At 36.5% G+C, this 22,557-nt stretch carries 20 protein-coding genes and 1 tRNA gene; 20 read left to right on the top strand and 1 reads right to left on the bottom strand.

From position 1 onward, the window contains the following. Window positions 1–519: 519 nt before the first annotated feature. The 5 genes from ahpC (at window position 520) to P6940_RS05655 (ending at window position 6,114) form a co-directional block, all read left to right on the top strand. Entirely contained in the window at window positions 520–1,083 is a 564-nt protein-coding gene (ahpC, locus tag P6940_RS05635; protein WP_277293463.1) for an alkyl hydroperoxide reductase subunit C, read from the top strand. A gap of 688 nt (window positions 1,084–1,771) precedes the next feature. Continuing rightward, the gene (locus tag P6940_RS05640; RefSeq protein WP_277293464.1) at window positions 1,772–4,135 is read left to right on the top strand and encodes a heavy metal translocating P-type ATPase; all 2,364 of its coding nucleotides are present in this window, start codon (window positions 1,772–1,774) and stop codon (window positions 4,133–4,135) included. A gap of 410 nt (window positions 4,136–4,545) precedes the next feature. Further along, entirely contained in the window at window positions 4,546–4,749 is a 204-nt protein-coding gene (locus tag P6940_RS05645) for a helix-turn-helix domain-containing protein (protein WP_277293465.1), read from the top strand. A 32-nt stretch (window positions 4,750–4,781) separates the two neighbouring features. After that, on the top strand, window positions 4,782–4,952 hold the full coding sequence (locus P6940_RS05650; RefSeq protein ID WP_277293466.1) for a hypothetical protein: 171 nt from the start codon (window positions 4,782–4,784) through the stop codon (window positions 4,950–4,952). Between the two features lie 208 nt (window positions 4,953–5,160). Beyond that, on the top strand, window positions 5,161–6,114 hold the full coding sequence (locus P6940_RS05655; protein ID WP_028257423.1) for a magnesium transporter CorA family protein: 954 nt from the start codon (window positions 5,161–5,163) through the stop codon (window positions 6,112–6,114). A gap of 179 nt (window positions 6,115–6,293) precedes the next feature. On the opposite strand, the gene P6940_RS05660 is transcribed toward P6940_RS05655, so the two are convergent. Continuing rightward, on the bottom strand, window positions 6,294–6,464 hold the full coding sequence (locus P6940_RS05660; protein ID WP_169712403.1) for a hypothetical protein: 171 nt from the start codon (window positions 6,462–6,464) through the stop codon (window positions 6,294–6,296). A 446-nt stretch (window positions 6,465–6,910) separates the two neighbouring features. Between P6940_RS05660 and P6940_RS05665 the strand changes: the two genes are divergently transcribed. From P6940_RS05665 to ftsX, 15 genes are all read left to right on the top strand, one after another. Beyond that, window positions 6,911–7,423, top strand: a complete 513-nt coding sequence (locus P6940_RS05665) for a folate family ECF transporter S component (protein ID WP_028257424.1) — start codon at window positions 6,911–6,913, stop codon at window positions 7,421–7,423. A 356-nt stretch (window positions 7,424–7,779) separates the two neighbouring features. Beyond that, window positions 7,780–7,868: transfer RNA gene (locus P6940_RS05670), tRNA-Ser, on the top strand. A gap of 1,017 nt (window positions 7,869–8,885) precedes the next feature. Further along, window positions 8,886–9,542, top strand: coding sequence for an amino acid ABC transporter permease (locus P6940_RS05675; RefSeq protein WP_028257425.1), 657 nt, complete (start codon window positions 8,886–8,888; stop codon window positions 9,540–9,542). Next, a complete protein-coding gene (locus P6940_RS05680) occupies window positions 9,539–10,258 on the top strand; it encodes an amino acid ABC transporter ATP-binding protein (RefSeq protein ID WP_038152474.1) in 720 nt (239 codons plus the stop codon). The genes P6940_RS05675 and P6940_RS05680 overlap by 4 nt, the downstream gene beginning before the upstream one ends. Window positions 10,259–10,362: 104 nt before the next feature. Then, window positions 10,363–10,560 carry a cold shock domain-containing protein gene (locus P6940_RS05685; protein ID WP_038152473.1) on the top strand — a complete coding sequence of 66 codons (198 nt, stop codon included), beginning with the start codon at window positions 10,363–10,365 and terminating at the stop codon, window positions 10,558–10,560. 383 nt (window positions 10,561–10,943) lie between these two features. Beyond that, on the top strand, window positions 10,944–11,468 hold the full coding sequence (gene hpf / locus P6940_RS05690; protein WP_277288435.1) for a ribosome hibernation-promoting factor, HPF/YfiA family: 525 nt from the start codon (window positions 10,944–10,946) through the stop codon (window positions 11,466–11,468). A gap of 212 nt (window positions 11,469–11,680) precedes the next feature. Next, window positions 11,681–14,071: a preprotein translocase subunit SecA gene (gene secA, locus P6940_RS05695; protein WP_423839121.1), complete on the top strand. Its 2,391-nt coding sequence runs from the start codon at window positions 11,681–11,683 to the stop codon at window positions 14,069–14,071. A gap of 133 nt (window positions 14,072–14,204) precedes the next feature. After that, window positions 14,205–15,312, top strand: a protein-coding gene (prfB, locus tag P6940_RS05700) for a peptide chain release factor 2 (protein ID WP_277293494.1) whose coding sequence is annotated in 2 segments (ribosomal slippage) — window positions 14,205–14,261 and window positions 14,263–15,312 — 1,107 coding nt in all. Because the reading frame shifts where the segments join, the coding sequence is not laid out codon by codon here. Window positions 15,313–15,333: 21 nt separating this feature from the next. Beyond that, window positions 15,334–16,026 (top strand): LmeA family phospholipid-binding protein, encoded by a 693-nt coding sequence (locus tag P6940_RS05705; RefSeq protein ID WP_028257431.1) that lies wholly within the window; start codon window positions 15,334–15,336, stop codon window positions 16,024–16,026. A gap of 12 nt (window positions 16,027–16,038) precedes the next feature. Further along, complete coding sequence (locus P6940_RS05710; RefSeq protein WP_038152465.1) at window positions 16,039–18,081, top strand: DUF5693 family protein; 2,043 nt, start codon at window positions 16,039–16,041, stop codon at window positions 18,079–18,081. After that, a complete protein-coding gene (gene csaB, locus P6940_RS05715) occupies window positions 18,074–19,159 on the top strand; it encodes a polysaccharide pyruvyl transferase CsaB (RefSeq protein WP_038152463.1) in 1,086 nt (361 codons plus the stop codon). Before P6940_RS05710 ends, csaB begins: the two co-directional genes overlap by 8 nt. A gap of 44 nt (window positions 19,160–19,203) precedes the next feature. Beyond that, window positions 19,204–20,034 carry a transketolase gene (locus tag P6940_RS05720; protein WP_038152460.1) on the top strand — a complete coding sequence of 277 codons (831 nt, stop codon included), beginning with the start codon at window positions 19,204–19,206 and terminating at the stop codon, window positions 20,032–20,034. Continuing rightward, complete coding sequence (locus P6940_RS05725; protein ID WP_277293468.1) at window positions 20,034–20,966, top strand: transketolase family protein; 933 nt, start codon at window positions 20,034–20,036, stop codon at window positions 20,964–20,966. Before P6940_RS05720 ends, P6940_RS05725 begins: the two co-directional genes overlap by 1 nt. 15 nt (window positions 20,967–20,981) lie before the next feature. Further along, window positions 20,982–21,668: a cell division ATP-binding protein FtsE gene (gene ftsE / locus P6940_RS05730; RefSeq protein ID WP_028257436.1), complete on the top strand. Its 687-nt coding sequence runs from the start codon at window positions 20,982–20,984 to the stop codon at window positions 21,666–21,668. Next, window positions 21,658–22,545: a permease-like cell division protein FtsX gene (gene ftsX, locus P6940_RS05735; RefSeq protein WP_028257437.1), complete on the top strand. Its 888-nt coding sequence runs from the start codon at window positions 21,658–21,660 to the stop codon at window positions 22,543–22,545. Before ftsE ends, ftsX begins: the two co-directional genes overlap by 11 nt. The last annotated feature ends 12 nt before the right edge of the window (window positions 22,546–22,557 follow it).

Here is a 22,557-nt window from a genome sequence, read left to right on the forward strand (position 1 = left end):
ACCACTAGAGAAAGACCCTTATAGGGTCAGAGCAAACCACCCGTTCTACGGGTGGGTATGATTTAAATAGGATAGGGATATAGTTTCTATCGATGTATGAGGATTTATTTTTATATGAGTAATGAAGTAATCGTATATAAATGGTGATTTTGCTCGATAGAAATAGACTGTGCCACTAGATTATTGTTGTGTGACCAATGAAAATAGAATATCTACCATAAGGTTATTATAGATAAGCAGATAGCCATTGCTTTATAGAACAACGATAGCAGGTGCATCGTTGGTTTGTCGTTTGACGAAGCGAAAGAGATAAGTGATGATGTTACTTGTAATCTGGTAGTGAAGTACGAAAATTGGGGGACAGAGTACCAAGTGATGAAGATACATTAATAAGAATAAAAATTATTACTAATTACTTGCTAAATTTATCGATATAGTGTATTATGTAATTGTAAATGAAAAATATTTTCATTATAAAGAATTTTAATCATTAGATGATAGTATAGTGAGGTATCAAGTATGTCAATTATTGGTAAAGAAATTCCGGAATTTTCCGTACAAGCATTTAGAAATCCGAATATTGAAACAGTAACAAAAGCTGATATTATTGGTAAGTGGGCTGTATTCTGCTTTTATCCTGCAGATTTTACATTTGTTTGCCCTACAGAATTAGAAGATTTACAAACTAAATACGCTTATTTACAAGAACGTGGTGTTGAAGTGTATTCCGTATCAGTAGATTCTGAATTTGTCCATAAAGCATGGGCTGATGCATCTCCTAATATTGCGAAAATTCAATACCCTATGATTTCAGACCAACGTCATGAATTAGCTGATTTCTTTGGTTGCTTCTGTGAAGCAGAAGGTCGTGCATATCGCGGATCGTTTGTCATTAATCCAGAAGGTGAAGTTGTAACAGCTGAAATTCATGATATGCCGATTGGTCGTTCTGCTGATGAATTAGTGCGTAAAGTAGACGCCGCTCAATTCGTAGCTGAACATGGCGATCGTGTTTGCCCAGCTAAATGGAAAAAAGGGGAAGATACATTAAAACCTGGTTTGGATTTAGTGGGCAAATTATAATTAATTAGTATATTTCTATATGATTGTTTAAATACACTCCTCATACAAAAAAGCTACTATGGACCAAGTACTTGGTTCATAGTAGCTTTTTTTTGCTTTCATACACGATATTTTCTATAATATTGTTCAATGTATTGAGGGGTTATAGTAAAAGAAGTGACTATAAATAAGTTTTTTACAAGTGTGTTCACATGTGTGCTTGATAGATGTATATAGTGTATACGATGACGTTGGTGAAGTAGATACATTACCTATATACTTTCTATAATGGTAATAGAGGCATGGAACACGTACAGTAAAAGGAGAGAGTATAATAATGTATTTGTAAACGTACGAGCATGGTGTGTGATAGATGTTGCCGTGTATATGATGACGTTGACGAATTAGATACATTGCTATATATAATTCCTACAATTTTACTAGATGTATTGAAAGTTTGCAGTAAAAGTGATAGTATAGATATGAATTTTCTATCGGTGTGTGCTGTGTCTGATTGATAGATTGTATATATTTTATACAATGCTCTTGACGAATTAGATAAATTGCTATATTATTAACATATGAATGGTTATTCATATGTTAATAATGAAGAGTGATTGCATGCAGAAGTAATGATTATATAGTACAAGATGTGTATTATATAGTAGATAGAAATGATTTTATCATATATCAAAGGAGATATACAAACATGAAGCAAGTTTATCTAATGGAAGGGCTTACCTGTGCTAATTGTGCTGCTAAAATTGAAGACCGCATTCGCCAGATGGAAGGCATTCAAGAGGCCAACTATTCAGTGGGTACACAAAAAATGCATATTGTTACTGATATAGAAAACATGGAAGAACTAACCAGTAAATTTCAAAGCATTTGTGATGCCATAGAAGAAGGGGTTACAGTAAAACCGTTTCGCCGTAAGGCAATAGGGGAAGACAAGAAGGAACACACTTTTTTATTGAAAGGGCTTACTTGTGCCAATTGTGCCGGTAAAATTGAAGAAAAAATTAAAACATTACCCCATGTAAGTGATGTGACGTATGCCTTTAGTACGCAACAATTACGGTTGACATCGAATCACACTACCTCGATGTTGTGTGTGGAATTACAAGGTATCTGCGATGCCATAGAAGAAGGCGTGACAGTAGAAGCTTATAAACGACTTACGAAAGCGGAAACAGAAAAGAATCGACAAGAGACTAAAAAAAGTGACGATGGTCTATGGACACTTATCATTGGTGGTATTATCCTACTCTTTGTATCAATTACAGAATTTGTTTCAGCTTGGGCACTTCCTAAACAGTTGGAAGATATTATACTCGTTATTACCTATATTATTTTGGCCTATAAAATATTGTGGACAGCCATTAAGAATATCGGTCGAGGTCAAATTTTTGACGAAAACTTGCTCATGGGGATTGCAACGATAGGGGCTCTATTGATTGGCGAATTTCCAGAAGCGGTGGGTGTTATCTTCTTTTATCGTATTGGTGAAATGTTTGAACACCGTGCTACAGAACGGAGTCGTAATGAAATTATGACTGCCGTTGACATGCGTCCACAAGAAGTACGCGTGTTAACAGATGCTGGAAATGTAGTGATTGTGAATCCAGAAGAAGTGGAAGTAGGACAAATTATCGAAGTCCGTCCTGGCGATTTAATTCCATTGGATGGAACAATCATAGAAGGAACGACTCGTGTTAATACGGCGCCAGTTACAGGAGAACCGGTACCAATCGCTGCTGAACCAGGAACCTCATTATTGTCAGGGTGTGTTAATGAATCTGGTCGCATTGTATTGCGCGTCGATAATGCATTGAATGACTCAATGGTTACTAAAATTTTAGATTCTGTAGAAAATGCGGCAGCCTCTAAGCCTAAGATTGATAGATTTATTACTCGCTTTGCCCGTGTATATACGCCAATTGTTGTAGTAGTTGCATTAATTACAGGAATCATTCCTCCACTATTGGGATTCGGTACGTGGGATCATTGGATTTATACAGCCTTGACATTCTTGGTTATTAGTTGCCCTTGTGCATTGGTATTAAGCGTACCATTGGCCTTTTTCTCGGGTATTGGGGCGGCATCAAAACGAGGTATTTTATTAAAAGGTGGCTTAGTGATTGAAGCCCTATCAAATATTAAAGCGGTAGCATTAGATAAAACTGGTACGATTACAACTGGTGAATTTGCAGTACAGTCAATTAATCCTGTACCAGAATCAGATGAATTAAAAGTATTAACCTATGCAGCCGCCTTGGAAGTCATTTCTAATCACCCTATTGCGATTAGTGTTACAAAAGCGGCAAAAGATCGTAATATTTTTATTAGCAAAGCGACCGATACTGAAGAAATTCCTGGAGAAGGTCTGGTTGGTATAGTTGATGGTAAACAAGTATGCGTTGGTAATGTGCGTTTGATGGAACGTTATCAAGTAGCAAATCATCCTAGCGAATTAGCACCGTATTGCAGTGAAGTGTTGGTTGGTGTAGATGGTCAATACATAGGCAATATTCGCATTGCTGATAGCCTTCGTGAAGATTCGGCAGAGGCAATTCGCACGTTGAAATCTAAAGGTATTGAAAGCGTTATGTTAACTGGCGATAATCAACGAAGTGCAGATTATATTGCTTCCCAAATTGGCATTTCCGCTGTAAAAGCGCAATTATTACCACAAGACAAATTATCAGCAGTTAAAGAAATTCGTCAACAATATGGAGAAACTATGTTTGTTGGTGACGGTATCAATGATGCGCCTGTATTGGCTGGTGCTGATGTAGGTGGGGCTATGGGTTCTGGTGCCGATGCAGCGATTGAGGCTTCTGATGTGGTATTTATGAGATCGTCATTAAGTGCGATTTCTGATGTTATGGGGATTTCAAAACATACAGTACGTATAGCATGGCAAAATGTTGCGTTTGCAATCGCTATTAAAATTATTATCATGGCATTAGGTTTGGCTGGTTATGCATCTATGTGGTGGGCTGTATTTGGTGATACAGGTGTATCAATCCTTTGTATCTTGAATTCAGTTCGTATTTTATACAAAAAATAACTACCTTCGTAGTGTACTTGTGCTTGCCAAGCCACATATTTGTGGTTGATATAGCATATCGATGTGATTACATTGAGTAACTAGTTCTAGAAAATTTACTATATGATATAGCTCTAATACCGTAGAGGAGCGTTGATCAATCGTATCAACGCTCCTCTGTTTTATTTGTAAAATGGAGTTAGTAATAGAAATAATGCCATGATTACAAGCATAATCAATTTGACCGTTGCAATGCTTGCTTTCAAGGCGATTAAAAAAGATAAAAGCGAGGAAAGTGAAAGACCTTCCACCTTTTTTATAATATTTTAAATATAAGGAGGCAATATGTAAGGCTTACTTGTTTTATCAATTGTAATAGGTGTATTAGCAACTATATTAGTGTTGCTGGTAGTTATAAAGGTTATGAAAAAATGAAAATAGAAGATAGTATGACAACAGAAGAAGCTGGAGAGCGGTGTAATCTGTCAACTAGTACAGTGAAGGGGCTATTACGGGAGAAAGAACGTCCACCACGATTGATATTAAATGAAGAGTGCAGAAAGTTAGGTAGAATGTGGCTTGTAACACGTGCGGGCATGGAACGATTTGGGAGATTAGAAAAATCGTGTTTCTAGTAAGGAATATCGAATATGGTAGTCCTTTTCTTATGATGGCAAAAACTAATTATATTTTATTAATAGGTAGCTTAGAAACAATAAGAAATGTTCGTATTGGGTTAATAGAGGTTAACTGCTGCATAGGTAGCTTAGAAAATTTAGCGGTTTCTCCCCTCGGCAATTTTAAAGTTAACTACCGCATAGGTAGCTTAGAAAGTTAAAAGCGGCAATTGCCACTACAGCAAGACGTTAACTACCGCATAGTTAGTAAATGAATTTTATATATTGGATTTTTGCAGTAGGTTATTTTACCTAGTTTTATTACATTTTAATAAACTAGTTCTTTACAGTAATATATCATTATATCTTGTAAAAGTGTAATGAAATGGGGTATAATTCAATAGATATAGATGAATGAGGAGGTGCGATATGCTTACGGTATATAAACATGTAGATGAAGAACTAGTTTCTGATACAACCGTTGCTGATGCAACAAAAGGATCTTGGGTTAATTTGGTGAACCCAGACCCCGATGAGTTAGCATTAATCAATATCCTTACAGAAATTCCGACAGACGTATTAAAAACAGCCTTAGATATGGAAGAACGTTCTCACGTTGAGATCGAAGATAATTATATATTTGTTGTTATTAATATTCCTGCTTTGCGCGGTAATGATGAATATGATACGGTGCCATTAGGTATATTTTTAACTCCAGATTTTATTATTACTGTTTGTTTAGAAGAATCGGATGTACTATATCCATTTATTAATAATCAAGTTTCTACATTTTATACGTATAAAAAGACACGATTTTTATTTCAAGTTTTATATCGTACAGCAGTATTGTTTTTGCGTTATTTGCAACAAATTAATCGACGTACGGATGATATTGAAATACAATTACGTCATACGACTAAAAACAAAGATTTCTTCCAGTTGTTAGAATTGCAAAAATCCATGACCTATTTTTCATCAGCCTTACGCACAAATGGAACTGTGATGGAACGATTGCTCCGCATGCGGCGGCATACGGCATTAACACATTTGCTCAAAATGTATGAGGAAGATGAAGATTTGCTGGAAGATGTTATTATCGAAAACAAGCAGGCTATGGAAATGGTAGAAATGTATTCTAATATTTTAATGAACATGATGAATGCGTTTACATCCATTATTTCTAATAATGTAAATAATGTCATGAAAATGTTGGCAGCCTTAACGATTACATTAGCAGTACCAACGATTATTTTTAGTTTGTGGGGTACTAATGTAGGGCTCCCTTTTCAACATGATATATATGGATTCCTTGAAATTATTTTAATTGCTGTGGTGGCTATGGCGATAGCTATTGTTGTTATGTGGAAAAAAGATTTGTTTTAGGATGGATGTATACTAGCGTAGATGTATACCAGTATTGCTTCTTACTAGCGTGATAGAGATTCATTCATGCTAGTAGGGCATGGATGGAAATTATATAGACCTAGTTTATAATACTAACAGCCCCCCGTGGATAGGAGTACACGGGGGGCTGTTTCTGTTTGCATGTATGTATAGAATGATTATTTTAATTTCATTGGTTGACCACAGCATTGGAAGTCGCAGCAGTGATCATGGTTTGGTTGACAAGCGCTATCATGATCGCAAGTACATTCTTTAATTACTTCGATTTCAAAACCACAATCTGCACAAACGTACACTTGACCTTTTTTCATTTCTCCACAAGATGCCATAATAATATACCTCCTAGTATAAATAAAATAAAATTAACTTTTAATTATTAACATATACCCGTATGGGTATCGTCTATACTTCTATTATATATTAAATTTAAAATTTGTAAAGGGGGTATATCAAATTTTTTTGAAATATTTATGTTGATACAGATATATGCGAAAAATAGGCAATTAGAAGGTATAGAGAATTGTGAGTAGAGGAAGAACATATTGGGCTATGTGTAGAAGACATACAATATATTATATTGGCATACTTGTGAAGGTTAGTAACGTTCATAGTGAGTAGACATAGTATATAGTATTTTGTATAATAGAAAAGTATTTTCAAGTCTTCTTGTGAAAAGGCTGATAATACTAGCCCAATAAGGAATATGAGGCGTGTGTTTATAGAGGGGTCATTTTCCATTATGGAATATTTCTAGACCTTTGCAGTGAAAGGAATTATGATGACAAATAGAGGGATTAAAGAATTAGCAAGAACGGGTTTATTTGTAGCATTGACAGTTATTATGTCATATATATTGGCAATTCATACAACCTTTGTACATATTACATTTGGTTTTATACCAACGGCTATATTTGCAATCATGTACGGACCAATTCGTGCAGGCATTATGGCAGCCATTGCGTGTTTGATTGGAATGACACTGTTTGGACGAGGTGTATTTTTCCCAGGGTTTATGGTAACAGAATTTTTGGTGGGATGTGTCTACGGTTATTGGTTATACAATCGACCTATTACGATACGTCGCATTTGCATTCCCGAATTGATAGTAACTGTGTGTTTACATTTGGGGTTAAATACATTGTGGCTTGTAATTTATTATAATAAAGCCATATCGGCTATATTTATGAGTCGATTGATTAAAAATATTATTTGTTTTCCTTTAGAAGTAGCCTTGATTTTCGTTGTGTATAAAGGGTTAGAAAAATGGTTGCAAACGTATCGCAAATAGGGTACCTGTAAGGGGAGCAGTTCCGCCCAATGATTTCCTTTCTATACGTAGTACATTAGTATATGCGTGACTTCTTTTCTGTGCGTGGTGTTGTAGTTATTTTGCATGGTACGTCATGGGGGAATTTAGTACGATTACTTTTTCTAGGGACAGTGATGTATAGTACACGCACGCTATCATAGGCGCGATATCTGGTAACGTCCAATCGTTGATAGGTAGAGAATTGTGCATAGCAGATTGACTATATCTATGTATGGTGAGTGGATACTTTATGTGACGGACCTTCTATCAAGTAGAAACCTACTTATAAAAAGCTTGCTAAAGACTAAAATTTTTGATAAAATACATATAGTTTTGGAGAGGTGTCCGAGCGGTTTAAGGAGCTGGTCTTGAAAACCAGTGATACGGCAACGTACCGTGGGTTCGAATCCCACCCTCTCCGCCACATATATGAATTCAATTTTTATCACCTAGATTTTTTCTAGGTGATTTTTATTATATTTTTGTGTACTCATCCTTTGATAAGAGATACATAATTAACTTTCGTGATATACAAAGGGAACGATTAGTATATAATGATATAGTATATAAAAATGTGATTTATTCTTCATAAGAAAAATATGATTGATGGCAAAGAATCAATAGATGAGCATATAGGCGTGTGCATAAAAATATTACATATACATAGACAAAGAACTTTTTATTACATATAATATGTGCATACGAGTCTGTGGTTGAAAGTCGATGCCAGACGCAGGCAAAACGATCCACATAAGCAAGTGAATGACTTGTGAGCATGGTGCGTCTTAGATGTAAGTCCTGCCGGAATAACCGAGAGGAGCAGTAGTGGGGAGCAATAGACTTATGAGCGAACCTCCCAGCAGGCGAGTGTGGGGGCAAAAACCAGGTCAGTCGTATAGAAGGCACATGAGAATTTTCTCGTGTGCCATTTTTATGTATTGGGTCAATCATTTAAAAGTATATAGATTATGGTGATATGACTGAAGAAATGGTGTTACTTTACTCAGTGAGAAGGATTTTATAGTATGAGTCTACTCATAGTTTGTGAATCATTTCTTGTACGTGTATATGCATACACTTTTAGGTGGTACATATATGATTCTAGAAAATGAGAGGGTAGCTGCATCGTATGCGTAGTATGGAGCCTATACAAATGTGTGGTAGATGCAGTGCTTAATCGTTAGGTAGTATCGGTATATATTTATGATACGATTCATGATAAAAGTTGCATATAAATTAAATCTTTATGATGGTGATAAAATATATGTAAACAGAGTGATTGATAGTTACTTCCTATGAAATCTGGTTATACTAAAGTGATGATATAAGTTGTTGACTTGTATATTCATACAATATATAATGATTTAGTGAATAAAGCTACTCCTTTGTGTGGTAGTTATTAAAGATTGTACGATGTAAATAGAAAGATAGGGATCGGCGTATGAATTTTGATTGGTCATTAATTATTGATAATTTACCACTCTTGTTGAAAGGCGCATTGGTAACAGTGGAAATTACGGCCATGAGCGTAGGGTGTGGCTTCTTTATTGGGATGGTTGCTTCATTAGCTAATTTATCTAAGTTTAGACTTGTTCGATTACTTGCTAAATTATATGTAGATATTATTCGTGGTACACCACTATTGGTACAAATTTTCTTGATTTATTTTGCACTACCTATGATTATTCATACCAAGATTAATCCTTTTGTAGCAGCGGTGACTGCTTGTAGTATTAATTCTGGTGCCTATGTCTCTGAAATCTTTCGCGCAGGTATTCAATCGATTGATAAAGGACAAATGGAAGCAGGTCGCTCTTTAGGACTTAACTGGATGCAAACAATGCGTTATATTATCATGCCACAAGCGTTTAAACGAATTATTCCACCATTGGGGAACGAGTTTATTGCAATGTTGAAAGATTCCTCTCTTGTTTCTGTCATTGGGTTTGAAGAATTGACACGGCGAGGTCAATTAATTATAGCCAAAACCTATGGTTCTTTTGAAATTTGGACAACCGTAGCTATCATTTATTTAATTATGACCATGACGATTAGCCAATTAGTAGGATACCTTGAAAGGAAATATAAAATAAAATGATAAAATTACAAAATATACATAAAAACTTTGGCAAAAACGAAGTATTAAAAGGAATTAATCTTCATGTAGAAAAAGGCGAAGTAGTTGTTATTATTGGCCCTTCCGGATCAGGGAAAAGTACAGTACTACGCTGCATGAATTATTTAGAAGTGCCTACCAGTGGAGATGTTCTTGTTGATGGGCTGAATCTTAATGATAAAAACAATTTGAATCGAGTGCGTACTGAAGTGGGCATGGTGTTTCAACGATTTAATTTGTTCCCTCATATGACCGTTATGGATAACTTAACATTGGCACAGCGAAAGGTAAGAAAAATACCTAAAGCGGAAGCAGAAGCAACTGGGTTAGCTCTATTGAAACGTGTTGGTTTAGCGGATAAGGCTGATGCATATCCTGAAAGTTTATCTGGCGGTCAACAACAACGTGTGGCGATTGCCCGTGCATTAGCAATGAAACCAGAAGTTATGCTTTTTGATGAGCCTACATCGGCACTAGATCCAGAAATGGTTCATGAAGTACTAGATGTTATGAAAAATTTGGCTCGTGAAGGTATGACAATGGTGGTGGTAACGCATGAAATGGGATTTGCCAAAGAAGTAGCTACACGGGTTTTATTTGTTGATGATGGACAAATTCTAGAAGAAGGAACGCCATCAGAAATTTTTGACCATCCTAAACATGAACGGACACAATCATTTTTATCGAAAATCTTATAACAGATAGTCATATATATTTTGATTGATATTTATCACTGTCTATGATAATATGAATCTATAATTACAATCGTAATTATGATTGTGTAGTTTTAGGAGGAATTTTCATGTTAGGTAAAGTTAAATGGTTTAGTGCGGAAAAAGGATATGGATTTATTGAAAGAGAAGATGGTGGCGATGTATTCGTTCATTTCTCTGCAATTCAAGATGAAGGATTCAAATCTTTAACTGAAGGTCAAGAAGTTAATTTTGATATTATCGACGGTGATCGTGGCCCTCAAGCTGCGAACGTAGTTAAAGCATAAATATAATACTTACAATCAGACGTCTGGTGAGATAGTTTCTCGCCAGACGTTTTCCTATATGGAATGAACAGTGAATTGATTCATACAACTAATATGGAAAGAAATTATTGGTTACTGATACTAACATATATTCTTATAAGAATATGTATGAGAAATTTAGTAGAATTGCTAGTCATCTATATGGAGAATTAAAGGCAATCAACATAGATTCAATAGTATGTTAGAGAGTATCGTTAGTGGCAGTGATGTAAGAATTTACACTGAAACTATGAAAAATATAAACAAAAAAGAGGAGTTTAGTAGTTACTTATAGAATATATATAATATATAAACATTATAATAATGAGAGAAATCTCATATATATAAAAGAAAGGGTGTTTATTATGAAAGTATCAGTACGAGGAAAAAACATTGAAATTACAGTAGCTTTACGGGAATACGTGGAAAAGCGTGCCGATAAATTGGGGCGTTATTTTGATGGTCCTTTTGATGTAAATGCGGTGTTATCTAGCATAAAAGGTGAAAATGTTATTGAATTGACTTGCTTCGTAGAGGGCGTTGTCTTGCGAGGCGTTGAAAAAAATAATGATATGTATGCAGCCATCGATTTGGTAGTGGATAAAATTGTACGACAAATTCATAAACATAAAACGCGCTTAGCAAGACGCTTTAAGAAACAAAAGACGTTCATTGCCGCTGCTAGTGATGCATCGATCGAAGAAGATTCGTTAGAAGTAGTAAAACGCAAACATTTTGCAGTGCGTCCTATGGATGTAGAAGAAGCGATTATGCAAATGAATTTAGTAGGACATAATTTCTTTATGTTCTTTAATGCAGAAACTGAAATTATGAATGTTGTATACCGTCGTAATGATGGTAAATATGGTTTATTAGAGCCAGAATTATAAGATACATAGAGTAAATTTGTGATATAGCTGGTTGATTAGGAATACATACTATATATTCCTAATCAATCAGCTTCTTTGTTTTGACTATTCTAGGCTTTTTTGATAGAATTAATTAGATACATATGTCGTTATACTCATTAAGGAGTTGATTTTTTTTGTTCGGTTTTATTGAAAAACTGTTAGGCAATAATAGTGCTAAAGAAATAAAAAAGATGCGTAAAATTGTAGATGAAATTAATGCGCTAGAAAATACATATATTGCATTGAGTGATGCTTCTTTAGTTGCTAAAACAACTGAATTTAAAGAGCGTTTAGAAAAAGGGGAAACACTGGATGACTTATTACCAGAAGCGTTTGCTGTTGTTCGTGAAGCTTCTAAACGCGTATTGGGAATGAGACACTTCGATGTCCAATTAATTGGTGGTATTACATTACATAAAGGCAATATTGCAGAAATGAGAACTGGGGAAGGTAAAACCTTAGTTGCCACATTGCCTGTATATTTAAATGCCTTGACTGGTAAAGGTGTTCATGTGGTTACGGTAAATGATTACTTAGCATCTCGTGACTGTGAACAAATGGGTAAACTATATAATTTCTTGGGACTATCAACTGGTTTGATTATATCTAACTTGGATTATCAACAGCGTAAAATCGCCTATGCCGCAGATATTACGTATGGAACCAACAATGAATTTGGCTTTGACTATTTGAGAGATAATATGGTTAGTGATGTGAGCCAAATGGTACAACGACCATTGCACTATGCCATTGTGGATGAAGTGGATTCTATCTTGATTGATGAAGCTCGTACGCCATTGATTATTTCTGGCCCAGGTGAGCGGTCTACCGATAATTATTACACATTGGCTAAGATTGTGCCTCGTTTAAAAGCCGGCGAAGATGAAGATTATGTAATTGATGAAAAACAAAAAACCATAGCGCCTACAGAAAAAGGGATTGCGAAGGTAGAAAAAATGTTAGGCATTGAGAACTTATATGATCAAGAAAATCTTGAGCTTAATCATTTATTAGGGTGTTCCTTACGAGCTTATGCGATGATGCATCGTGATACAGACTATGTCGTTAAAGATGGCGAAGTAGTTATCGTAGATGAATTTACAGGACGATTGATGTTTGGCCGTCGTTACTCTGATGGATTGCATCAAGCCATTGAAGCAAAAGAAGGATTGAAAGTAGAACGGGAAAGTCAAACATTAGCATCGATTACGTTCCAAAACTATTTTCGCATGTACGATAAATTAGCAGGCATGACAGGGACAGCTAAAACTGAAGAAACTGAATTTAGTAATATCTATGGTTTAGCAGTGTGGCCTATTCCGTCTAATAAACCATTAATACGACTTGATTTACCAGACTTAATCTTTAAAACGAAAGCAGCTAAATATAGAGCCGTTGTACGTGATGCAGTAAAACGACATAAAGCAGGACAACCAATTTTGATTGGTACTACTTCTATCGTTCAATCAGAAGAACTGAGCGATATGTTAAAACGCAGTGGTGTGCCACATAATGTGCTAAATGCAAAACATCATGAAAAGGAAGCAGAAATTATTGCACAAGCGGGACAAAAAGGAATGGTTACCATTGCTACTAATATGGCTGGTCGTGGTACCGATATTGCCTTAGGTGAAGGTGTTCCTGAATTAGGGGGCTTGGCTATTTTAGGGACAGAACGACATGAAAGTCGTCGCATCGATAATCAGTTGCGTGGTCGTTCCGGTCGTCAAGGCGACCCAGGATCTTCACAATTCTTCTTATCCTTAGAAGATGATTTGATGCGTATTTTTGGCGCCGATAATATTGCGGGCATGATGGATAAATTGGGCATGGAAGAAGATGAACCGATTGAACATGCTTTGATTACTCGCTCCATTGAAAAAGCCCAGAAAAAAGTTGAAAATCGAAATTATGAAATTCGTAAACAAATTCTTGAATATGACGATGTTATGAATCAACAGCGTGAAGTGCTTTATGAACAACGTCACAAGATTTTACAAAATGAATCGTTGAAGGATACAATTATTGGAATGGTTGATAAAATTGTATTTGGAGCGATGGATCGGTTTGCCGATGAAAAGTTATATCCAGAAGAATGGGATTATGAAGGACTTTCAAAGCATTTAAGCAATTATTTCCTTGATACGAAAACGTTCACTGTTGCGCATATGGAAGAATTAGGCCGCGGTGAATTAGAGGAAAAATTATTAGATATTGCTCATGTAGAATATGAAGAACGGGAATCTTTACTCGGTGAATCTATGATGCGCCAGCTAGAAAAAGCGATTATGTTGCGCGTTGTGGATAGAAAATGGATGGAACATTTAGATAATATGGATATGTTACGCGAAGGTATTGGCCTTCGTGCGTATGGACAAAAAAATCCATTGGTGGAATATAAATTTGAAGCCTATGACATGTTCCAAAATATGATTGAATCAATTCAAGACGAAACAGTTATGTATTTATTCCGTATTCGTGCTCAATTTATTGAAAACGTAGAAGAAGAAAAACCTGTTGATTATTTACATGATGCACAGACCCACCATGACGATGTGTTGGAGCCACAAAACATAGATTAAGACTTGTGTGAATGGCACATTGCCAAGGAGAAACATCTTCTTGCAAGTGCCATTTTCTGTATGTATCATGATATGATGCGGCTAAAGTTGATAATGTATTGAGTAAAAGATAAATAGAAAGTGGGTGAACCAATTGTTAGAAGATTTAAAAGGTGTCATTGGCAATTTGGAGGAGCGTATTTATGGAATGAGGGATTCACTTTAACATTGCTCAAAAAGAAGATAGAATTTTTACATTAGATGTAAAAATGAGTGATCCTGAATTTTGGAATGATCCAGAAAAAGCTAAAGAAATTTCTCAAGAAGCGACTGCGTTGAAAACGGTAGTAGATAATTATAAAACATTGGTTAATGATATTGACGATGCAAAGTTGATGTTAGATATGGCGATTGAAGAAGATGAGCCATCGATGGAAAAAGAAATTTCTCTACATCTTGAACATATTGCAGAGTTGGTAGATAAACAAGAGATATTATTATTGTTAAGTGGCGAATATGATCATAATAATGCCATTTTAACATTCCATGCTGGTGCTGGTGGTACTGAAGCACAAGATTGGGTATCTATGTTGATTCGAATGTACTTGCGATGGGCAGAAAAAGCAGGCTTTTCAGTTACCATGATGGATGAACTACCTGGTGATGAAGCGGGGATTAAAAGTGCTACTTTCATGGTGTCAGGAGAAAATGCCTTTGGGTATTTGAAATCAGAAAAAGGAGTCCATCGATTGGTACGGATCTCTCCATTTGACGCGGCTGCACGACGACATACTTCATTTGCAGCAGTTGATGTTATGCCTGAAATTGATGATACAGTAGATATTAATATTGATATGAAAGATGTTGATGTAGATACATTTCGTGCTAGCGGAGCAGGCGGACAGCATATTAATAAGACCAGCTCAGCGGTGCGTATGACACATAGACCCACAGGCATTGTTGTTCAATGCCAAACACAGCGCTCTCAGTTGCAAAATAGAGAAACTTGTTTAAAATTATTGCGAGCTAAATTATTCGAAATTGAATTAGAAAAACAAGCCGAGTTAAAAGCTAAAATTGGCGGAAATTATCAAGCTATTGAATGGGGCAGTCAAATCCGTTCCTATGTATTCCATCCGTACAATCTAGTGAAAGATCATCGAACTAGTGTAGAAACAGGTAACATACAAGCGGTAATGGATGGCAATCTTGATATGTTCATGGAAGGCTATTTAAAGAAAGAAGCTAATTTAATAGTATAATTACTATTGAGGAGAAGATAAATGAAAAAGTTAATTGTTTTTCTTGTAGTGGTGGCAGCCATAGTAACAGCGATAGCACAAGTGGTATTGCCAACATTTGTTAGTCATCAAATGGAATCCTTACTGGGAGATAAACTACATGCAGAGTCACGGTATGTAGACATACAATCTTCTCCAGCTATTAAAATGGCATCAGGACAGATTGATTCGTTTGTAGGTGAATTTGAAAATGCAAAATTAGGAAAGCTAAATTTTGCAGAAGTGCGGGTGCATGTGAACCATGCATCGGTTGATCCGATTCAACTTATTATATCGCAACGCGTAGTCTTAACGGGGCTAGGAACTGGTGAGATTGAAGGAACGATTACATCACAAGATCTAGAATCGTTCATGGAGTCATCCGTTAAAGGCCTAGATAATGCTCGTGTTACTGTACATGATGATACGATTGAATTGACTGGCAATATTGATGTAGGTGGATTCTTGCGAGGAAAAGCTACGATTGCGGGCGTGTTGGCAATCAAAGAAAACCAACTTTATTTTGTGCCTCAACGATTTGCGATTAATGGCATCAATGTAGGTGGACTTAATTCAGCTTTATTAAAAGATGTAGCGATTTATGATTTCTCGAATTTCCCTATCGCCGCACAAGCCGAACGGGTTGTGTTAGAGAATGGTGAAATTCATGTATTTGTTACACCAGGTGCTAACTAGGAAGGAATTGTTGTGAAAAATATTCAGAAACGACGAAAACTATATTCGCCTATACTATTCCTAATCATTGTAATAGGCTTACTTTCAGCGTTATATCTTGTGTATGAGCGTCATCATTTGGAACATGCACAAAATCATATTGAAAATATTGTAGACTATGATGCAGTACTTCGTGCATCTTCCTATGAGAAAAGACCAGCTAGTGAGGCCTTTAAAGATTTGAAAGAGGCTGGCGTTACGGCAATGGCCATCTATGATCGTACGTTAGAAAAAGCAAATGATGCAGGGCAAGTACGCGTTATGAATGCCATCGATGCTAGTCATGTTGAGTTTATTGGCGCTCAAGTTGCTGATGGGGCCACATATATATTCCCCGTTGCAGGAAAAGAAGGCTATTTTAAAGAAATCCGCGAGGATCTAGAACATCGACTAGGGGCTAATCGTGTGGTTATATTGAATAGTGTATATGGTCCTGTTATAGAAATTAAGGGAATACCTTTTGACTCATTGAAGAAAATGAAGTTAAGTATTTCTCGCTTGCAAGCGGAAGAAGTGATTGCTCATGATTTTAATGTGGTGGTGCGACCATCGAACTTTAAAAATGAAACACGAAGTGACGTAGAGTTAGTCTTTAAACGGATTGACGGATTATCTCGTATAGATGGGATTGTGTTTGTTGGTAAAGAAGTATTAGGATATCCTAATCATTTAGATGTGATGCAGACACTGTTACAACAGCATCAAATTCCTGTAGTAGGAATTGAAGCTGTTAATCAATTGCAGTATGATCCACAAATGGGGTTTCATGAGTTAGCCGTAGGTAATCAGTATAGTGTAGGTAGACTGTATACTGTTACTAAAGAAGAAATGAAAAAGTTATCGCCTAATGAAGTAGCGCAATGGTTTTATATTAGTGATATTGAACGTAATATTCGTTTTAATTTATATCCAATTTACGAAGAGGGCGTCGGCAATCAGACTGCCTTAGCGACGAGTATTGGATATATGAAAACGGTGAAAGATAAGTTAGAAGAACGCGACTTTGTTTTTGGTGCACCATCTATATATCCACCATATAATCCGAGTCCTATTCTAGTAGTACTTGTTATGGCTGGATCGATTGCCTTATCTGTATTCATGTTGTCTATGTTAGTTGTTATCGGACAACGACAACAGGTAGTGTTGTTATGTACATTATTATTACTATCTGTGGTTTTATATGTAGTCACGAATGGTACGGTGATTACACAATTATGGGCGTTGGCAGCAGCAGTGGCAGCTCCAGTAGTGGCGATTACGGCTGCGATGGATCATATGAAACAGAAACAGAGTTCATATCAAGGTGGTTGGAAACAAGCAACGATTCGTGCGGTCATTTATTTAGTGGTTGCTGCATGTCTATCCGCTATTGGTGGTATGTTCATTGCAGGTATGCTAGGTAATACAAGATTTTTTATGGAGTTTTCAATCTTTAGAGGTGTGAAACTAACATTTGTGTTACCAATTATATTGACCGCCATTGCTTTCTTACAACGCTTTCCACTATGGAAAGGTAATACGATTACTACGGTAGATGAAGGTAAGAAATTTTTGGTAGAATTTTTCACCATAGATATTAAATTATATGTACTCGTTTTGGTAGCTATATTAGCTGGTATTGCATGGATTTTTGTGGGGCGTAGTGGACATACAGCTGGCGTACCTGTGCCAGGTATTGAAGTGGCATTGAGAAGGTTCTTGGAAAACACTTTATATGCACGACCACGAGAAAAAGAATTTTTGATTGGACATCCTGCTTTCCTTATCGCTGTTGTAGCATGCTTACAAAAATGGCCGGTTATCGTACATTTTATTGCTACAGTAGCTGGCGTTATTGGTATTGCGTCTATGGTAGAAACTTTCTGTCATATACGGACACCTGTTTATATGTCTATTATGCGTGGCTTGGATGGCTTGTGGATGGGTATTGTGATTGGTATTATCGCCATCATAGTCATTCGCTTTATCATGTATAGCATTCACTGGTATCAAAAAGAGGAGTCTCATAATGAATAGAATTGTGATTTCTGGTTATTATGGCTTTGGGAATGCTGGCGATGAAGCTATGTTATCTGCTATTTTAGAAGCTATATTAGAAGTAATTCCCGATGCAAGAATTACTGTTATTTCAGGTAATCCAAGAGATACAGCCACCAAACATGGTGTTACATCGATAGGCAGATTTTCGTTGCTATCAATTATACGCTCTTTATGGTCTTGCGATTTGCTCATTAGTGGCGGTGGCAGTCTGTTGCAAGACGTAACGAGTCACCGCAGCTTATACTATTATTTAAGTATTATTTTTCTTGCTACTGTATTGCATAAAAAGATTATGATTTATGCACAGGGGATAGGACCACTCACAAGACAATTGGCGAAAAGGGCCGTGGCAAACGTGTTAAATCATGTAACGATGATTACTGTACGCGACCAAATATCGAAAGACGAATTGTTAGAGTTAGGCGTTCACAAACCACCTATCAAAGTTACAGCAGATGCAGTATTATCTATGCATGCAGTAGATACGACGATTGGCAAACGCTTGTTGAAAGCGTATAATTTATCAGGTGTAAAGTATCGTATTGGCGTGAGTGTGCGTTCGTGGAAACAGGCAACGAGGTATAGACATTCATTAGCTAAGGCCTTGACTACTTTACAAGAAGAAATGAATGCGGAGGTTCTTTTTATTCCCATGTCGCATCCAGAAGATACTCTAGAAGCACAGAAAATAAGTGAACTTATGAAACATAGACCGATACTATTGGATAGAACCTATACAACTACAGAATTATTGGCGTTGTCTGGATGTGTAGATGTGATGATTGGCGTTAGATTACATGCGTTGGTATTTGCATCGCTTATGAAAAAACCAGTAGTGGGGATTTCCTACGATCCTAAAATTATTAATTTTTTAGATATGATAGGACAAGCCCCCATAGGTACGTTAGACTCGCTAGATGAAACCTTATTAGTGGAGCGGGTGAAGCAATTATTACTTGATAAATCGGTATATGAGCAGTCTTTTAAACAGATTGAAACTTTGCAAGAAGAGTCATTAAAAACTGCACATATTGCATTGTCGTTATTAGATTAGAAAAGTATCTATCACAGCTATTTTAGAATGGAGGTCCTTTGACTATGCTAACAGTTGAAGAAAAACAATTAGTTCAAGAAAAAGCAAAACAAATTCGTGCTAGTATTGTAAAGGCTGTTACGGCAGCTAAATCCGGTCATCCTGGTGGCTCTTTATCTATTGCAGATCTTATGGCATTACTATATTTTAAAGAAATGAATGTAGATGTAGAACATCCAAAAATGCCCAACCGTGATAGGCTTGTACTTTCTAAAGGACATGCAGCACCTGCTTTATATGCTACGTTAGCAGAAAAAGGCTTTTTCCCTAAAGAAGAATTATTGTATCTTCGTAAAATCAATCATATGTTACAAGGACACCCCGATATGAAACATACACCAGGTGTTGATATGTCTACTGGTTCTTTAGGACAAGGAATCAGTGCGGCATGTGGTATGGCATTAGCTGGTAAAATTGACCATGCAAACTATCGTGTATATAGTATTTTAGGCGATGGTGAATTAGAAGAAGGCCAAGTGTGGGAAGCGGCTATGTTTGCAGGTCATTATAAACTTAATAACTTAACAGCTTTCATAGATTTTAATGGATTACAAATTGATGGAGATGTGACGAAAGTATTGTCGCCATTACCAATACCAGAAAAATTTGCGGCCTTTCAGTGGAATGTGTTAGAAGTAAATGGTCATGATATAGAACAATTACATGATGCCATAGAGAAAGCGAAAGCATGTACAACGAAACCAACTGCTATCGTTATGCACACTGTAAAAGGTAAAGGCATTTCTGAGATGGAAGGTCAAGCTGGTTGGCATGGTAAAGCACCAAGTGAAGAACAAGCTGTAGTATTTGTGAAAGAAATTTTGGAGGCAGAATAATGGGAAAGGCAACTCGTGAAGCGTATGGACAGGCGTTAGCAAAAATCGGTAAAGAAAATACCAATATTATTGTTTTAGATGCTGATTTATCTAAATCCACTAAAACAGATGTATTTAAACAAGAATTTCCAGAACGATTTTTTAATGTGGGCATAGCCGAACAAAATTTGATTAGTGTTGGCGCAGGTTTGGCAGCAGCTGGCAAAGTACCATTTGTATCGTCGTTTGCCATGTTTGCCACAGGTCGTGCTTTTGAGCAGATTCGTAATGCCGTATGTTATCCTAAATTAAACGTGAAGATTTGTGCCACTCACGCAGGTATTACCGTAGGAGAAGACGGGGCTACACATCAAAGTTTAGAAGACATTGCTTGTATGCGAGTTTTACCTAATATGACGGTAGTTGTACCTGCTGATGAAAAAGAAACAGAATCTGTGATTCGATGGGCGGCTACCTATGAAGGACCTGTATATGTACGGCTTGGTCGTGCTAGTGTAGATGATACAACGCCAGATAATTATCAATTTGTACCAGGAAAAAGTCAACAATTAATAGATGGGACTATGGCTACTATTATTGCTTGTGGCGCCTTAGTTGGACCAGCGATGGAAGCAAGTCGTCAATTAGCTAATAAAAACATTAGTGTTCGCGTTATTAATATGGCTTCCATTAAGCCAATTGATAAAGAAGCCATTATACGAGCTGCTCGTGAAACAGGTGCTATTGTTACTGCGGAAGAACATAATCGTATAGGAGGCCTTAGTGCAGCCGTTGCCGAAGTAGTAGTAACTGAAGCTCCAGTACCAATGCAATTCGTTGGCGTACAAGATACATTTGGCGAATCGGGCACACCGAAAGAACTTATGGCAAAATATGGATTGACTGCTGAACATATTGTAGCAGCTGTAGAAGCTGTTATTGCTAAAAAATAGAAAAGGAAGTTACCTATGATTGAATTTAAGAATGTCAATAAAGTCTATGATAATGGGTCATTGGCTTTAGACAATGTATCCATTCACATTGATAAGGGAGAATTTGTACTTATCGTTGGGGCGAGTGGCGCTGGTAAGTCTACATTTATAAAACTTTTATCCCATGAAGTATTACCTGATACGGGTACAGTTGTGGTTAATGATATTGATGTGAGTCGTATCAAAAAACGCAAGATACCCTACTTGCGTCGCAAGTTAGGTATCGTGTTCCAAGACTTTCGCTTACTACCTAATAAAACGGTCTTTGAAAATGTGGCATTTGCGTTAGAGGTAATTGAGGAAAAACCATCAATTATTAAACAAAAGGTAAATGAAGTGTTGGATATGGTTGGATTGTTACATAAATCCGACGACTTGCCAGAAGATTTGAGCGGCGGTGAACAACAACGGGTAGCAGTAGCTCGTGCGATTGTGAATAAACCATTAGTATTAATTGCTGATGAACCTACAGGTAACCTCGATCCTGCTACTAGTAAAGAAATTGTTGATTTGTTTAAGGAAATTAACAATCTAGGTACAACAGTGGTAATGGTGACACATAATATGGACTTAGTGACCTATTTGAATAAACGAGTAATTGCATTGAGTGAAGGCCGTATTATTAGTGATAATTTGAGAGGTGCTGAATTCAATGAAAATTAGAACAAGTAACTATTTTATTAAAGAAGCCATTAAGTCGATGAAACGAAATGGACTTATGACATTAGCTTCCATCTCTACCGTAGCATTATCATTATTTATGCTAGGCGTATTTATTTGTGGCGTTGTTAATCTAAATAATATGGCAGCCAGTCTTGAAAATGAGGTGCAAATTAGCATCTATTTGAAAGACGATCTATCAACAGACCAAATTATGGCAGTCGGCAAAAAGATTAAGGCAATTCCACGAATTAAGGAAATTAAATTCGTTAATAAAGAAGAAGCTATGAAAGAGTTTAAAGAACGTTTAGGTGATCAACAACAACTCGTCAATGCCTTAAATGGTGTTAACCCATTACCTAATTCCTACGTATTGACCTTTGAAAATCCAGAAGATGTAAAAACTACCGCTAAAATGGTAGCTCAATTCCCTGGGGTAGAAAGTTCTCATTATGGACAAGATGTGGTGGAAGAATTATTCAAAGTTACACAAGTTATCCGCATTGGGGGCATTATTCTAATCGCCTTCTTAGCAGCAGCAACTTTATTTATTATCTCTAATACGATTCGTTTAACCGTATTTGCTCGTCGTAAAGAAATTGCGATTATGAAATATGTAGGCGCTACCAATAGTTTTATTCGTTGGCCATTTTTGATTGAAGGCATGCTGTTAGGGGCTATCGGTGGATTGATTGCCATTGCCTGCGTATGGGAATTCTACCATTTTATTACCGTAGAAGTATCTGAATCATTAGCCTTTTTCCCATTGATTCCAATGTACCCATTCTTCTATCAACTTATGGGCGTTCTATTGGGCGTGGGCATTGTTGTAGGAGCTATTGGTAGTACGATATCTCTAAAACAATACATGAAAGTATAGATAAAGGGGTAC

The organism is Veillonella montpellierensis, from assembly GCF_947090115.1.
Lineage (GTDB): Bacteria > Bacillota > Negativicutes > Veillonellales > Veillonellaceae > Veillonella > Veillonella montpellierensis.